Consider the following 14397-nt stretch of genomic DNA (forward strand, 5'->3'; position numbering starts at 1 on the left):
CTCACGCATAGGAAAGGACCAGGCCCTGGATCAACTTGGTCCATCCATCCAGCATCACGAACAGGAAGAGCTTGAGCGGAATCGCGATGGTGACCGGGGACACCATCATCATCCCCATAGCCAGCAGGATGTTCGAAACGATCAAGTCGATGATGATGAACGGCAGGTAAAGCAGGAAGCCGATCTGGAAGGCGGCATTCAGTTGCGAGATCACGAATGCGGGGATCAGGACGAGCAGGTTATCCTCCTGCAGGCCGGTGGCCTGCTCCACTCCCCACAAGGATGTGGCGGTTTCCACGAAAAAGCGCCGCTGCCCGGCGCCGCTATGTTTCAGCATGAACGCCCGCAAGGGCGCCGAGCCGCGCTCGACGGCCACCATCAGGTTGTCGAAGCGCTCGGCCGGTTCGCTTTGCGCCGTGGCGCTTCGATAGGCCTGCCTGGCCTCGTCGACGACTTTGCCCAGCACCGGCGCCATCACGTAGATCGACAGGATCAGGGCAAGGCCGTTCAACGCGGGGTTCGCCGGCACTTGCTGCACGCCGATCGCATTGCGCAGCAGCGCCAGCACGACGGAGATCTTCAGGAAAGAGGTCGTCAACATGATGATGAGCGGCAACAACGCCACACAGATGATGACGACGATCAGCGCGACCGGATCGAAATCGCTCAAGCCCATGAATCGCGGCCTGGGAACAATGTCAGCACACGGGCGCCTATCCTGCCGTCGATGTCGACGAGCTCCGCCGTGCCGATCAGCGTACCGTTCGCGCGGATGTGAACCGGGCCCGCGTCGATGCGCCTGTGCAGGTCGAAGAACTCGCCCGGGCGCAGGCGGCGCAACTCCCCCAGGGCCATATTGTGATCGCCCAGGTCGAAGACCAGATGCACCGGAATCCGATCCACGTCCGGCCCTTCGGCACCCGCACGCGGGCCGGCCTCGGGCACGGCGGCTGGCGGATGGGCCACGGGCGCCTGTCCGGGTGCGACGGGCGGCGCGGCGTCGTACCCCACGGAGTCGCCACTGGCTTCCTGGGCGTACTCCCCTGCGTACGCCTGCATGTATTCGCTGTCCTCGGACGGGTAGCCGGCATTGCGCGGCGGCGGCGCCTGATCGTGCTCCGCGTAGGGATCCTGCGTGTAGGGGTCTTGCTCGAGGCCGTAGTGATCTTCCGGTGCCGGGTAATCGTTCATGCGTAAGCTGCTCCATTCCTGTGTGACGACATAACGGGATGCCCCCGGTTCGCAGGCCCGCACCCGTATGGCCTGGCCATCGGGCGTGACCAGCCAGGCGTTGCCGCCAGGGCTCGCCAGGCACCGGTCGAACAACACGACATCGCCGATTTCCAAGCGACGCAGCTCGCCGCTTTCCAGCGCGGTTTCCCCCGCGCGGGCGGCCAGCCGTATGGGCAAGGCATCCAGGACATCCGGCTCGACCACGTTCGACCGAGCCGGCATGCGGTCAAGCAGATCGCCCAGGCCTTGCAAGCCGAGCTCATCCACCGCCAACCGGGCCGATATCGAGCGGCCACTGCCGGGCGACTGCATGATTACGGTCCATGCATACGGAAGCGCGTGCGGGGGATCGGCGGCTTCTTCGCCAAGGACCTGGATGCCAGGGCACAGCCGTGCGATGCCGAGTGCGGCGATGGCATCGCGGACCATCGTTTCCCACGCGGCGTCGAGGAACCGCGGCGGCAGCGGGGCGATGTCCAGGTCCGGCATGCGCATGGCGATCCACTCGTCACAGGCGCGTGATGACAGCCGCAGCGATAGCCGCGCACCGTTCCAATCCAGTGCGACCGAGCGACCTGCGTCGTCCGGCGTATTCTCGCCGTGGAAGGGCTCGCTTTGCTCCATCGGCGGCTTGTGGGCGCATATGGGGCTCATACAGATATTCCACGGCTGCGCGCTCGCATCAGCGGGGTCTTGCGGCATGACGACGGCAGCGGAAGCACACCTCGCGATGGTCGTCAGCGCCCGCGCCTGCGCTGTTGTCCACCGGGTCAACCGCAAGGGCGCCGGCGCCGTCATACCGCCCCCCGCCCTTGCGGAACGGGCGCCGCATCGGCGCGCACTTCCAGCGGCCACCGGTCGCCCTCATGGGACGCCACCTTGACGGCGACGTCGCGCGACAGATCTCCCGCTATCCGATCCGCCAGCGCGGTGGCACCGCGGCGCAGGCGGTCACGCGCCAACGGATCGATGCTGACGAAATCCACGGCCAGTCGGCCCTCGCGTTCCTGTATGGATAGCCGCGTGGCCGGGAGCAGATCTTCATTCAGCGCCACGCCGATCGCGCGATGGCCGTCATGCAGGCTGTCGAGATAGACCTTGGTGACCATGCCGCTCAGGGCGGCGAGGTCCAGCGGGGCGACCGACATCGTGTCGATGGCGGTGTGTTCTTGCCGGTCTACCTCCGCCTGCCGGCCGGTGACGCGCGCGATCTCGTCCTCGCGTTCCGGACGGAATGCCAATTGTTCGAATCCGGCATGCAGGTCCCGGGCGTCGGCGACCCGGGTAGTCTCATTGGCGCCACCTTCCGACAACAGCGCGCGGAACAAGGCGGCATCATCGGGATTGGGCGGCGGAACACGCAGCAGCACGCGCCGCGCGCCTTCCGTCAGGTGCACACCCCGGTGCGGTGGCCCGCCGGCATGCGCTGGAGCGCCATGGGTGGATGCGCCGTGCGGTGGCGAGCCTTGGGGGGAAACACCATGGGCCGACGAGTCCGTGGCCGGCGACTGCCCGGGCGACGACACGTTCATGTTTTCAACTCCTGGTTCAGCATGGGGTACGGCGGCTCACATGGCGAGCCGGCCGTGCATCATGACGGCGACCTCATCGAGGGCATCGTCGGCGACCCGCTCTTCCGCGACGGCACATTGCCTGAGATGGAGCGCCAATACCTCCGTCGACTTGCGAGTGGCTCTGGCGGCGGCCGCGCGCACGTTTCTTCCCTGCACCAGCGCGGCGCTCGCTTCGTCGCGCTTTTCGCGCGCCGATTCCACGCCACGCTCCAGCGACCGTGTGCGTTGGCGCAATGCGTCGATTCTGGCGTAGCTGCGCTCCAGTCCGCGTCGATTCACCGGCTCCGCGAGCAAGGCCGCATACAGGGCGGCCTCTTCGTCCGCGGCCTGGATGCGCCAGTTGTCCAGCTGGCGCTGCTGGCGCGCCAGGTGCGAGTCGGCCTCTTCGAACTGGCGATACAAGCGGCCCAGCGCGCGGACTGCGCGGTCTTCACGAAGATTACGCAACGCGACCAGGTCCCGCCGCAGATTCCGTCCGATCGTCGTCATCCGTGCACCAGATCGGTCATGCGCGCCACCGTGGCGTCGAAACCATCCTTCTCGTCGGCCGGCTGTCGCAGGAATTGCCGTATATCGCCTATCTTGCGTACGGCCTCGTCCGCCACCGGATCGTTGCCCGGCTGGTATTCGCCGATATTCAGGAGCAATTCGATCTCCGCATACTTGGCCATAAGTTCCCGGAAACGTCCCGCCGCCGCCGCATGCTCGCGCTGCACGACACTGCCCATAACACGGCTGGCCGAGGCCAGGACATCCACCGCGGGGAAGTGGTTTTCCGCGCCGAGTTTTCGCGATAACACGATATGACCGTCCAGGATGGAGCGGACCTCGTCGGCCACGGGCTCGGTCATATCGTCGCCTTCCACCAGTACGGTGTAGAACGCGGTCATGGAACCCCGCTCGTTCATGCCCGCGCGCTCCAGCAGCCTGGGCAGAACGGCGAACACCGACGGCGGGAAGCCGCGCCGTGTCGGCGGCTCGCCCGCGGCCAGGCCGATCTCCCGCTGGGCTCGTGCGAACCTTGTCACCGAGTCCATCAGGAATAGCACCCGCTTGCCCTGGTCGCGGAAATATTCGGCAATCGCCGTCGCCACGTAGGCGGACTTGACGCGCTCCATCGCCGACCGGTCGCTGGTGGCGCAGACCACGACGCTGTTGCGGAGGTTGTCCCCCAGGTCGCGCTGCAGGAACTCGCCCACTTCCCGCCCCCGCTCCCCGATCAGGGCGACCACCCGCACGTCGACATCCGCGCCATTGGCCAACATGCCCATCAGCGTCGATTTGCCGCCGCCCGCCGCGGCGAAAATTCCCATGCGCTGGCCTTCGCCGCAAGTCAACAGGCCATCGATGACGCGTATGCCCAACTCCAGCGGCTGATGGATGGGTTTGCGGGATAAGGGATGGGGTGCCGAGCTCAGCACCGGATAAGTCCGCGTCGTCACGAGCGGACCGCGTGTCGCCTCGTCCAGAGGGCGTCCCAGGCCATCGAGCACGCGGCCCAGCAGCTCCATTCCCACCGGCACGCTCAGCGCGCCGTCCGTCGGAATGACCTCCGTACGGGGTGAAATGCCGCGGGTATCGCCGATGGGCGTCAACAAGGCGGCATCTTCGGCAAACCCTATGACCTCGGCCTTGATGTCCTCGCCGCCGTCAGGATCCCGCAGTACGCAGAGCTGGCCCACGCGCGCGCCGGCCACCGCGGCTCGGATGATGGTGCCGGTGACCTGGGTAACGCGCCCGACCACCTCTATCGTGCGGGCATCGGCAAGGCGCGCGCGCATGCCGGGAAGGATGTGATCAAACATCGTTGTGTGGCGTGACGCCTCCGGACGGGTGCCCGGCATGTTCGGGCACGGCGATTTCCAGCGCACGTTGCAGTACATCCAGCTGATCGTCCAGGCTGGTTTCTATCGTGCCAATGCGCGTTTCCATCCGGCATGCACCGCTGGGGAAATGATCGTCGGAAACCACGTCCAGATAATCCACGCCGGGAAACCGCTCCAATAGCGCCTGCATATGCTGACGCACCACCGCGGCATCGTCCGGATGCATGCGCAGCAACACATTCTTCTGCCGCCGTAGCATGGCCAGCGCGCTGCGCACCACGGTCAGGGCACGGTCGGTCGCGTCGAAGTCTCCGACGATGCGTCGCAGCGCGCCGACCACCAGCTCCGCGATGTCGCGTTCGATCTCCCTCAGGTAGCCGGCCGTCTGGCGACTGACAGCCAGCATGGCTGCGGCCTGCTCGACCCGCGCGGCATGCAGACCTTCGGCATAGCCACGCTCACGTTCGCTGCGATAGGTCTCGCGCGCCTGCTCCACCAAGCGCGCCGCATCCTCATGAGCGCGCTGGATCAAGCCCTTGGCATCCAGGAAGGCGACGTGTTCGGCGCGGCGGATGATCTTTCCGACCGCGACCGCCCGCGAATCCCGCGGCTGCTCATCGCGGCCGTTTTCCACTCGGAATATCATCCCTGCTCCTGAATGTCCGACCTGTCGCGCACGGCCATGACCAGCGCCATCGCGCCTTCGCTATCGATCGCCGCGACTACCGCATGCACTATCCCGCTGCCGGCGGTGGTCCCTAATTCATCGTCGGACGATGACATCCGGCCCTGGCTTGCCGACGCCAAGCACGGCAGGGGCGGCAGTTTCAGGAACAGGCGGCGCGCCACCTCTGGCCGGGCGGATTGGAATGCCAGATACAAGGCAGCGTGACCCGCCAGATCGACATCGTGGCACGCCTGGTCGGCATCATGGAACATCTCCCCCGGCAGGCCGGGGTGCGTCATGCGAGCTTCCCGGATCCAATGCATGACTTGCGGTCCCAAGGCAGCCTGGAGCGCCCGCACCGCGGGTCCCGAGATGGCATAGCGCAGCCGCGGGGCGCACAGCGCCACACCGATCCGGCGGACCAGCCGCGCGAGCGCATCCGGCTGCATGACGGCGACCTCAAGACCCGTGGACGAACCGTCGGTCACGGGCGCATCCCGCAGTCCTTCCCGCTGGAGTATGTCCGCGGACCAATGGCGGTGCCACAACGCCGCGGCATCCGGCGCCGCGGCCAGCGCGGAAAGGTAAGGCCAGGATCCATAGTCCCGGATACGCGATGGGTGCAGGGTTTTGCTGGGTAGAAAGTTGAATACAACCATCGACCGCTCTAGCAGCGACAAGCCAGACATGGATCAACCCTGACCGAAACCTTCCACACCGGCCCCTTTGTCCAGCAGACCGTCATGCGTCATGCCATCGCGCCGCTTGCGCCATATCCAGAAGACAGCGCCGCCAGCGGCACAGACGATCGCCGCCACGCACAGTGCCCACCACACCCAGGAGCCACGCGGCGCATCGACGCGATCTCCTTGCACAATCGGGCCGGACGCCGGCAACGACCCGGCGACCGACCCTGGCGCGCGCTGGGCTACCACCAGCACCACCGATACGCGCTCTTCTCCCAGCTCCGGAATCGCATGCGATACCAGCGTGCGGATCTGCGGTTTGAGCACATCCAGGTTGTAGCCGGCCTGATGCTTGATGAATACCGCGGCACTGGCCGCGGTTTTGGCGATTTTCGCGGCGTCCTGATCAGGCAGAACGACATGGACCCGCGCGACCAGCACGCCGTCCATCTTTGTCAGCGTGCTTTCCAGTTCCTGCGACAGCGCATAGATATAGCGTGCCCGCTCTTCCAGGGGCGATGAGATCATGCCTTCCTTCTGGAAAATCTTGCCCATGCCCTCGAACCGTTCCCTGGGCAGTCCCTGCAGCCGCAGGATACCCAGGGCCTTGGCGACATCCGTCTCCGCCACCGTCACGGTGACGCCGTTCTTCTTGAGCTGTTTTTCCGCCGGAATGGCGGATTGGAGCAGCGCGGCCAGGATTTCGTTGGCCTCGGCATCGGTGGTCGAAGAAAACAGTTCCACTCTGTTGGAACATCCCGCGAGGAGGATCAATGCGATCACGCCTAGCAACCGCGCGATCGCAATCCTGGACGATAGTTGCTGCAGAAGAAGCAAGTTCAGCCCCGCGACATGACGTCGGCCGTATGGGAGAACTTTCCGCCAACCTTGCTGGCGACATCGATATCGACGGACAACCTGCTGGCGGTTCGCGCGAGCTTGAGCGCATCCCGAACGGCTTGTCCATCCAGCACCGGACGTTGCTCCAAATCCGATGCCAGCGCCTGGGCCTGCCCCCAATTGCCGGAGATTCCGGCGAGGTGATTGCGCACCCCCCCGGCGATATGCTGTAGCAGTGCACCCATGCCCATGGCGTCGCCCTCGCCCGAGGCATCGTCTCCCATCCCTGCATCGCCCAACGGCGATGCAGGCGTGCTCATCGCGGCACGAAACATCTCTACCTGCAATGCATCGGCGGCAACGGATGGCAGTCCATCGCTGCCAGCTTCGGCCAGGGAATTGAGCATTCCGACTTTCAATTTGAACTCCTGTATGACGGCAAGCGTCCATCGCGCTCAGCGTCGCAAGGCTTTGGACAGTTCCCGTGTGGTTTCAGGGGCGATATCCCCCCGCTCCAGCGCCTGTGTGAATTTCCTGTCCGCGGCCGCGCCATGGCCGGCGTCGCGCAGCATGAAACCCATGCATAGCGCTACCAAGCCTTGATCCGGATCCAGGCCAGGTGTCCGCTCGACAATGGACAGACCTGCTTCCGGTTGACCGGCCAGCGTATAAACCATGGCGAGTCCCAGATCCACGATGGGATTCCCGGGTCGCAGAATACGCAGGCTGTGGAAAATGCTTTCCGCAGCCTGCGTCTGACCCAGAAACGCGCCGATGAAAGCGATTTCGGCGAGTTTCTGGATAACCTTGCCATCCTCGATCATGTCTTGCGGGACATCGCCGGCCGCCATTGCGGGATCGGATTTCGCCATACTCGCGGATGATCCGCTCAGGGATTCCGGCCGCGCAATCTGCAATACCATCGGAGTAACCGTAGACTGAGAAGGATGGAAGGCCGACGACGCGCTACGCCGTCATTTGATCCGCCTGGATCGTTGCGCGGGTAGCGAGCTCGCTGGTGTAGTCCCGGGTCAGGTCGGCATTGGCCTTGAGGTTCTGCGCGACCTTGTCCATGGAACGCTTGGTAACCTCATCGGTGTCGTGCATCTGCTCGCGTGTGATGCCAAGCAGTTGTTCCGTCTTGCGCCGATTGGCCTGGGCATTGTCGATATCCCATTGAGCCAAGCCGAGCTCCAGGTTACGCCAGCCGTTGGCGCCACTGATTCCGCCGTTGGCGCCGTTCACGGCCGTCTGCCCGGCTTTTGCTCCCGACTCGATCACGGGCTGCCAATGGGCCACGGTGTTCCTGGCCGTCACGGCCGCCCCCTTGACCGATGCTACGTTGAGGTTCTTCGCGAACTGCATCGCTTTCTGAAACAGGTCCGAAAGCTCCTTCAGCTTGGCCATGGACTGGCGGATGAGCTGGACGAGTTCCTGCGCGAGCGTCTTCATGGAATCGGCGAACTGCTTCAAGCCCCCCGTCACCGCCGATGCCACGTTCGACGCAGCGGAGCCGCTGCCCGCGCCCAGGCCCGAAACAAAGTTCGCGATACTTTTTAGCGCGGAGCCGCCCCCCGCCAAGAGCAGATTTCCGACGACCATGACGACCATCCCGACAATCTGCCCCCAGAATTCCACTCGCTCGACCGTTTCCTTGCTGGCACCCAACGCTTTCGCGATCTTGCCGCAGGCCTTGGCCAAGGGATTCGGGTCCGCCAGCAGCAGCCCCATGACCGCGCTGACCGTATCGGCCAACGTGTCCGCAACCTTCTTCGAAACGACCTTGCCGGTCGATTTGATCGCATCCGACACCGCGCCCACGACGTCGATATCGTTTTTCTTCAATATATGGTTCGCCAGGGCCACCCCCGCCAGGGCCAATGCGGGCCATGCGGCGCCGCCGGTCGCCACCGTCGCCACGGCGGCAATGGCCACGCCTATGTAGGGCATGTACGGACCCAGGTTCTCCGAGACCCAGCTTGTCAGCCGGTTATACCAACGGCCCGCCTTTTCCAGGAAGTCCGCGGCTTTCTGCTCGAACTCCTTGATGCTGTTCATCTGCGCATCCACATACTTGTCGACGCGAGCTTTCATCTGATCGTAGGATTCGTTGGTCTTCTCATTGACCAGCGCGCCGTTGGCCTTGGTGCGCAAACCCTGCACTTCCGATACCAGGAAGCCGACGTTGAGAGGCGACGGCGCCGCAACGGGTGGCGCCACGGGTGCGTCGGGCGCGGCCAGAAAAGGTGCGCCATTCGCATCATGCGTGTCCGTGGTTTTCACCATGGACGGCTTGGTTTCCACGCCATCCTGTTGCCCGCTGAAGCTTCCGACGATATCTTCTATCGCCTGTACGATGGTTTCGAACGGATTGGACGCTTCTTTGGCATAGGCATTGCCGTTGGTCACCGACATTGCATCACCGGGCCACGTCAATGCCCCGATATTCTGAATACTTGTGCTCATAGCAACCTTCAATTCGGCAGAAGAAATTTCCTAGGCCAGCACACGCATGGCCGAGCGCAGGAATTCCAGGCGAAGTTCGTTCACCTTGTCCAGGCGCCGGTTGGCTTCGCCGGTGTCGCCGCTGCGGCGACGTGCCAGGTCCAACGCGACGTTGGCGTCGCTATCCTGCATCTGGCCTTCGACGTCGTGGTACTTCTTCTCGTAATCCCGCTCCGCACCGACCTTCTGGCCGAAAGCCGAAGTGATACTGCCGACGCTTTGTCCAGTGGTCTGCCCCGCCGCGCCGACGCTGTTCCACATATCCAGCTTGTTGCCGCGCTGGGTATAGCGCGTCATGTCGGCCATGCTGCCCTCGGTGACGGCCTTTCTCATCTGATTGCCCGCGGCATACACGCAGCCGAGGCTGGCGGCCGCGCCGGCAATACCGCAGATGCCGTTGACAATCATGGACACGTTCCTGTCCCAGGCGCCGTCCAATTCTTTTTTGGCGCTCTGTTGTACCGCGAGACGCTTTTTCTGCAGTGCGATTTCGCGATTGTCCATGGATGCTTTCATGGCATCCACGTTCTCCTTCAGGGCCGCCTGGCCCATGCTGGTCTCGGCCTCGGCCATTGCGCGCAATACGGAAGAGTCGGTGCCCTCCGTCTGCCCGACGTTGCCGATGTAGAGAGCCGGGTCCTGCATCATCACGCTGGTATTCGATGATATGGACATCGTAGACATTATGAACACTCCTTGGTATTGGAAATTTCGGAGCACCGATAACGGTGACCGACGACTATGTGATCAAGCCGCTTGCCTGATTCCGGCAAGAGCATGATCGCAACGCTGCTTTATTTGTTCGTGCTCCGGCTTGCAGCACATGGATCGCGCAAGATCGAAGGACTGGAACGCGCGGGCATGCTTGCCCATGGCGCGAAAGCAATCTCCTGCATGCATGACCACGGAAGGATCGCCGGCATCCATGAGCGCCGCGACCGAATACATATAGACGGCATGCTCATGCTGGCCCAGCATCTGGGTGGCGGCGGCAAGCCCTTTCATGTATCGCGGGTCCTTGTTGTCATACAGCACCAGCTGCGCGAACAAATGTTGAGCCAGGTCGTACCTGGCTTTGCCATACAGGTCGTAAGCCACGGAATACAACACCTGGCGATCCCCGTCGCGGATGCCCAACGAATCGCCCAGGGGACGATCATTTTTCAGTATCCCGCGGACGATTCCGAAAACATCGACGCCGCGGTCATGACCGCGATAGGGGGCAGCCATCAGACAGACCCGGTGATCCGCGCAAAGCCCATGGCAATGCTCTGGGCCGCCTTGATCAACCCCTGGATGCCAGTCTGGAGCTGATTGATATTGCCGACGATCAGACCTTGCTTGGAAGCGACCATGGATTGCGTGCTGGACACTTCATCGCGATAGCCGTCCAGCTTGGTCCTCAGGGTTTCGAGATCGGACTTCGTGGAGTTTTCCGTCAGGCCCGTCATGCCCACATCCTTGAGCATCTTGGTTGTCAGGCCCAGCTTCTCGTCGTCGTAGGGTTTTTCTATTTCCTGCTTTTTCTTCTCGTCGGTTTCCCGGTTCTTCAGGATGTCCTGGACTTCGCTCAGTTTCGGATTGTTGTTCTCCTTGCCCATCTGAACGGGGAAAAGGTTGACGAAATTGCCAACCTCCGCGCGCGCGTCGTTGATCTGACGCGTTTTCCGGATAAGACGGTCAGCCTCCTGGTTGCAGGCGCTCAGGGAACTACCGTTCGACTGGGTAACTTCATTGTTCATGGCGATGGCCTTGGCGATGGCTTCGCCCCAGCTCTGGGCCGATACGTCCGCGTAGGCACCGCCGCCGACGCCGACCCCACCCGCTTCACCGTACCCGACCAGGCTTTGGCCGACCCCAGTTGTTGACACACTCATTTAGCACTCCTTTTGCTGCTTCGGGTCCATACGAAAGACCCGCGGCGTAGGTGCCTGGCCGCAATTCGCGGTTCCGCTCCGCGGCGGGCTGCATTCAACACTTGATCCGATATTTCAGTGGAGTGGGAACAAAATCCGGACGAAGGTCACTACCATGACCTTACACACAGTCGATTCATATGTATGGGCCGGTGGTGTCGAGCCGGCCCGCCATGCCCGCGGTCCGTGGCCTCTACTGCCACGCAGCGTTATCGCCGCCGTCGGCAAGAATCCAGGATGCACCCCCAATGATCTCGCCTACTTCTCTACTTTCCGCGCCGTCCGCAATAGGCGGCGCACATCCGGCGGGAGATCACAACGCCGTCGTACGGGACCACGCGCCCGCCAGCCCAACGGGATGGGGCGCTACCCGCCCCAGGTACCCGCTGGGGGCGCCCGCGCCGGTCGACTCGGCCCTGACACGTTTCCTCGTCCAGCCCTGCATGGAGCTCTCCATCAACCACGCGCTGGAGCCGGCGATCACCATATCCCGATTGCAGCATCCGCCCACATTCGACGCTGTGCTGCAGCGCGCCCGAAAAATCCTGCGGGAAGCCGGCACGCACGGCGGCACGGACGGTGCCATATACCAGACGGCCCTGCAGGTGCTGGACCGCAATGTCGTGTTAAGAAACCAGTCCCGTACCATCCGGGGCGCGTTGCACCAGGGATGAATCTGCCCCACTCGGCCCCCCTCCCCGCCGAGACCATCGAGTTGCTGCAGGTGCTGGCGTTTCTTCAGTTGCAAAACGGCAAGGCGCGCGACGCCATCGCGCTGCTGGAAGCCTGCGATCAGGCTGGCGGCTGCCACGGGCGCTCGTTGATTCTCCTGGCCTATGCGCATCTACGAGCGAACGCACCGGCAAAAGCGCTTACCGTATTGGATCGCGCCGATCCGCCCGCGCTCGCCCTGCCCGCATATCGCGTGGTACGCGCGCAGGCGCTCGCGGCCGCGGGACGCCATGACGAGGCGCGGCAGGCCATGAAGGCCTACGCCGCTACCCGCACCGCCGCATCCGCCTAGCCCTTTCTTGCTTGTCCGCATCACCCTTCCCCATGCAAGCAATCCGACGAATTATCGCCATTGCGACCAGCCGGAACGACATCCTGCTGGCCGCGACCGTCATGGCCATCGTGTTCATGATGATCCTGCCGATGCCCACGGCAGTCATGGACGTTCTCATCGCCGCAAACATCACGCTGTCCTGCGTATTGCTGATGGTGGCGATCTATCTGCCGTCCGCGCTTTCGTTTTCTTCTTTTCCCGCGGTCCTGCTGGTGTCGACACTGTTTCGGCTGGGGATATCGATATCGACCACCCGGCTGATCCTGCTCGACGGCGACGCCGGACACATCATCGACACCTTCGGCAATTTCGTCGTCGGCGGTAATCTGGTGGTGGGTCTGGTCGTCTTTCTGATCCTGACCATCGTACAGTTCATCGTCATCACCAAAGGCTCCGAACGGGTGGCTGAAGTGGCCGCCCGCTTCTCGCTCGACGGCATGCCTGGCAAGCAGATGTCGATCGACGCCGATCTGCGAGCCGGTGCCATACAGATGGACGAGGCGCGCAGACGCCGCAGCGTGGTCGAAAAGGAAAGCCAGCTGTATGGCGCCATGGACGGCGCGATGAAGTTCGTCAAAGGCGACGCCATCGCCGGACTGATCATTGTTGCCGTCAACCTGCTCGGCGGCCTGCTCATCGGTTCCGTCCAGCGCGGCATGAGCGCCAGCGAAGCCGCGCTGACCTATTCGATCCTGAGCGTGGGCGACGGTCTGATCTCGCAGATACCGGCGCTGCTGACCGCGATCTGCGCGGGCATTATCGTCACGCGCGTGCCGACCGGTGATAAGCCGTCGAACGTCGGCAGCGATATCGGTGCGCAAGTCATGGCGCATCCGCGGGCACTGATCATTGCCGCCGTCATCGCGCTCGGCATCGGGATCATCCCGGGCATGCCGACGCTGGTCTTCCTGACACTGTCGGTTCTGATAGGTGTCACAGGATTCGTCCTGCTGAATGGTTCGCGTACGTCGCGCGCCGGCGGGGCCGCCGGCGCGGGCGCCGCCACCGACGGCGCATTCGGCGCACAAGGCGACGCGCCGCCGGAGCCCGGCCAACCCACCAAATTCGCTCCGGCCGAGCCGGTCACCCTGGAAATCGGCGAAGCTCTAGCGACCGACATCGACGAAACCGCCATTACCGGCGAATTCCCCGCCGTGCGCTACGCGATCTACCAGGAGCTGGGGGTCCCGCTGCCCGAGATCCGCTTGCGACGCGGCAAGCAGTTACGCGACCGCTCCTACCAGATACTGCTATTCGAGGTCCCGGTCGTGCAGGGCATGCTGCGAAATGGCTCCGTCCTGGTGCGGGAAGGTTCGCGCAATCTTGACGCCATGGGGATTCCTTATGAGCGCGATACCGGCGGTCTGGCCAGTGAGTCCGCGTTCTGGGTATCGCGCGAACATACGGCAACGCTCGACGGGGCCGGTGTGCCTTACCTGCTGCCGCATCAGGTGCCGAACTGGCACCTGTCCATCATATTGCGCAAGCACGCCTCGCAATTCATCGGTATCCAGGAAACCCGCCAGTTGCTGACCGCCATGGAAGAAAACTTCGGAGAACTGGTCAAGGAAGCTCACCGCGTGATGCCGATACAGAAGATCGCGGAGATACTCCAGCGGCTGATCTCCGAGGATATCTCCATACGCGATATGCGCGCCGTACTCGAAGCCCTGGTGGAATGGGCGCAGAAGGAAAAAGACATCGTGCTGCTGACGGAGTACGTCAGAATGGCGCTGAAGCGATACATCAGCTACAAGTATTCGAACGGCCAGAATTTTTTGCCGTCCTACCTGCTGGCGCCGGATGTCGAAGACGTGGTGCGCGACGCGATTCGTCAGACCGCCGGCGGCAGCTACCTGGCCATGGACCCCGAGAAATCCCAGGCTCTGCTCGACAGTATCCGGCGCACCGTGGGACCGCTCGAAACCACCGTGGCCAAACCGGTGATTCTGACGTCCATGGACATCCGCCGGTACGTACGCAAACTGATCGAACAAGACCTGTACCAACTTCCGGTTTTGTCATACCAGGAGCTGGTCCCGGAAATCAATGTGCAACCCCTCGCGCGGGTAGACCTATGAGTC

At 63.4% G+C, this 14397-nt stretch carries 17 protein-coding genes; 3 read left to right on the forward strand and 14 right to left on the reverse strand.

What is annotated here, in order from left to right; genetic code table 11:
* Position 1: 1 nt before the first annotated feature.
* The 14 genes from sctR to ACNA0R_RS24665 form a co-directional block, all read right to left on the reverse strand.
* Positions 2-670, reverse strand: a complete 669-nt coding sequence (sctR, locus tag ACNA0R_RS24600; protein WP_415828770.1) for a type III secretion system export apparatus subunit SctR — start codon at positions 668-670, stop codon at positions 2-4.
* Positions 667-1887 carry a type III secretion system cytoplasmic ring protein SctQ gene (gene sctQ / locus ACNA0R_RS24605; RefSeq protein ID WP_415828697.1) on the reverse strand — a complete coding sequence of 407 codons (1221 nt, stop codon included), beginning with the start codon at positions 1885-1887 and terminating at the stop codon, positions 667-669. Before sctQ ends, sctR begins: the two co-directional genes overlap by 4 nt.
* A gap of 140 nt (positions 1888-2027) precedes the next feature.
* Complete coding sequence (locus ACNA0R_RS24610; RefSeq protein WP_415828698.1) at positions 2028-2765, reverse strand: hypothetical protein; 738 nt, start codon at positions 2763-2765, stop codon at positions 2028-2030.
* Positions 2766-2801: 36 nt separating this feature from the next.
* Entirely contained in the window at positions 2802-3296 is a 495-nt protein-coding gene (gene sctO / locus ACNA0R_RS24615; RefSeq protein ID WP_415828699.1) for a type III secretion system stalk subunit SctO, read from the reverse strand.
* Positions 3293-4612, reverse strand: coding sequence for a type III secretion system ATPase SctN (gene sctN / locus ACNA0R_RS24620; protein ID WP_415828700.1), 1320 nt, complete (start codon positions 4610-4612; stop codon positions 3293-3295). Before sctN ends, sctO begins: the two co-directional genes overlap by 4 nt.
* A complete protein-coding gene (locus tag ACNA0R_RS24625) occupies positions 4605-5279 on the reverse strand; it encodes an HrpE/YscL family type III secretion apparatus protein (RefSeq protein ID WP_415828701.1) in 675 nt (224 codons plus the stop codon). The genes sctN and ACNA0R_RS24625 overlap by 8 nt, the downstream gene beginning before the upstream one ends.
* Positions 5276-5959: a SctK family type III secretion system sorting platform protein gene (locus tag ACNA0R_RS24630; protein WP_415828702.1), complete on the reverse strand. Its 684-nt coding sequence runs from the start codon at positions 5957-5959 to the stop codon at positions 5276-5278. Before ACNA0R_RS24630 ends, ACNA0R_RS24625 begins: the two co-directional genes overlap by 4 nt.
* Positions 5960-5992: 33 nt before the next feature.
* The gene (gene sctJ, locus ACNA0R_RS24635; protein WP_415828771.1) at positions 5993-6769 is read right to left on the reverse strand and encodes a type III secretion system inner membrane ring lipoprotein SctJ; all 777 of its coding nucleotides are present in this window, start codon (positions 6767-6769) and stop codon (positions 5993-5995) included.
* A gap of 56 nt (positions 6770-6825) precedes the next feature.
* Positions 6826-7233, reverse strand: a complete 408-nt coding sequence (locus tag ACNA0R_RS24640) for a hypothetical protein (RefSeq protein ID WP_415828703.1) — start codon at positions 7231-7233, stop codon at positions 6826-6828.
* Between the two features lie 48 nt (positions 7234-7281).
* Positions 7282-7698, reverse strand: a complete 417-nt coding sequence (locus tag ACNA0R_RS24645; protein WP_415828704.1) for a tetratricopeptide repeat protein — start codon at positions 7696-7698, stop codon at positions 7282-7284.
* Between the two features lie 94 nt (positions 7699-7792).
* Positions 7793-9241: a type III secretion system translocon subunit SseC family protein gene (sctE, locus tag ACNA0R_RS24650; protein ID WP_415828705.1), complete on the reverse strand. Its 1449-nt coding sequence runs from the start codon at positions 9239-9241 to the stop codon at positions 7793-7795.
* Between the two features lie 81 nt (positions 9242-9322).
* Entirely contained in the window at positions 9323-10015 is a 693-nt protein-coding gene (locus ACNA0R_RS24655; protein WP_415828706.1) for a hypothetical protein, read from the reverse strand.
* 63 nt (positions 10016-10078) lie between these two features.
* Positions 10079-10561: a SycD/LcrH family type III secretion system chaperone gene (locus ACNA0R_RS24660; RefSeq protein WP_415828707.1), complete on the reverse strand. Its 483-nt coding sequence runs from the start codon at positions 10559-10561 to the stop codon at positions 10079-10081.
* The gene (locus ACNA0R_RS24665) at positions 10561-11208 is read right to left on the reverse strand and encodes a hypothetical protein (RefSeq protein WP_415828708.1); all 648 of its coding nucleotides are present in this window, start codon (positions 11206-11208) and stop codon (positions 10561-10563) included. Before ACNA0R_RS24665 ends, ACNA0R_RS24660 begins: the two co-directional genes overlap by 1 nt.
* Positions 11209-11495: 287 nt before the next feature.
* Here ACNA0R_RS24665 and sctX point away from each other — a divergent pair, with 287 nt between their 5' ends.
* Genes sctX through sctV form a run of 3 tightly spaced genes read left to right on the forward strand, consistent with a single transcriptional unit; the run spans position 11496 to position 14394 of the window.
* Complete coding sequence (sctX, locus tag ACNA0R_RS24670) at positions 11496-11921, forward strand: type III secretion apparatus assembly protein SctX (RefSeq protein WP_415828709.1); 426 nt, start codon at positions 11496-11498, stop codon at positions 11919-11921.
* Positions 11918-12271, forward strand: coding sequence for a hypothetical protein (locus tag ACNA0R_RS24675; RefSeq protein WP_415828710.1), 354 nt, complete (start codon positions 11918-11920; stop codon positions 12269-12271). The genes sctX and ACNA0R_RS24675 overlap by 4 nt, the downstream gene beginning before the upstream one ends.
* A gap of 32 nt (positions 12272-12303) precedes the next feature.
* On the forward strand, positions 12304-14394 hold the full coding sequence (gene sctV, locus ACNA0R_RS24680) for a type III secretion system export apparatus subunit SctV (protein WP_415828711.1): 2091 nt from the start codon (positions 12304-12306) through the stop codon (positions 14392-14394).
* The last annotated feature ends 3 nt before the right edge of the window (positions 14395-14397 follow it).

The organism is Bordetella sputigena, from assembly GCF_965137885.1.
GTDB classification, from domain to species: Bacteria; Pseudomonadota; Gammaproteobacteria; order Burkholderiales; family Burkholderiaceae_B; genus Bordetella_C; species Bordetella_C sputigena.

Coding starts and splice junctions, on each gene's coding strand:
- sctN (WP_415828700.1), bottom strand. CDS start 4,612: ATGTTTGATCACATCCTTCCCGGCATGCGCGCGCGCCTTGCCGATGCC.
- sctO (WP_415828699.1), bottom strand. CDS start 3,296: ATGACGACGATCGGACGGAATCTGCGGCGGGACCTGGTCGCGTTGCGT.
- ACNA0R_RS24675 (WP_415828710.1), top strand. CDS start 11,918: ATGAATCTGCCCCACTCGGCCCCCCTCCCCGCCGAGACCATCGAGTTG.
- ACNA0R_RS24630 (WP_415828702.1), bottom strand. CDS start 5,959: ATGGTTGTATTCAACTTTCTACCCAGCAAAACCCTGCACCCATCGCGT.
- ACNA0R_RS24655 (WP_415828706.1), bottom strand. CDS start 10,015: ATGTCTACGATGTCCATATCATCGAATACCAGCGTGATGATGCAGGAC.
- sctQ (WP_415828697.1), bottom strand. CDS start 1,887: ATGAGCCCCATATGCGCCCACAAGCCGCCGATGGAGCAAAGCGAGCCC.
- sctE (WP_415828705.1), bottom strand. CDS start 9,241: ATGTCGGTGACCAACGGCAATGCCTATGCCAAAGAAGCGTCCAATCCG.
- ACNA0R_RS24625 (WP_415828701.1), bottom strand. CDS start 5,279: ATGATATTCCGAGTGGAAAACGGCCGCGATGAGCAGCCGCGGGATTCG.
- sctV (WP_415828711.1), top strand. CDS start 12,304: ATGCAAGCAATCCGACGAATTATCGCCATTGCGACCAGCCGGAACGAC.
- sctX (WP_415828709.1), top strand. CDS start 11,496: ATGATCTCGCCTACTTCTCTACTTTCCGCGCCGTCCGCAATAGGCGGC.
- ACNA0R_RS24660 (WP_415828707.1), bottom strand. CDS start 10,561: ATGGCTGCCCCCTATCGCGGTCATGACCGCGGCGTCGATGTTTTCGGA.
- ACNA0R_RS24645 (WP_415828704.1), bottom strand. CDS start 7,698: ATGGCGAAATCCGATCCCGCAATGGCGGCCGGCGATGTCCCGCAAGAC.
- ACNA0R_RS24640 (WP_415828703.1), bottom strand. CDS start 7,233: ATGCTCAATTCCCTGGCCGAAGCTGGCAGCGATGGACTGCCATCCGTT.
- ACNA0R_RS24610 (WP_415828698.1), bottom strand. CDS start 2,765: ATGAACGTGTCGTCGCCCGGGCAGTCGCCGGCCACGGACTCGTCGGCC.
- ACNA0R_RS24665 (WP_415828708.1), bottom strand. CDS start 11,208: ATGAGTGTGTCAACAACTGGGGTCGGCCAAAGCCTGGTCGGGTACGGT.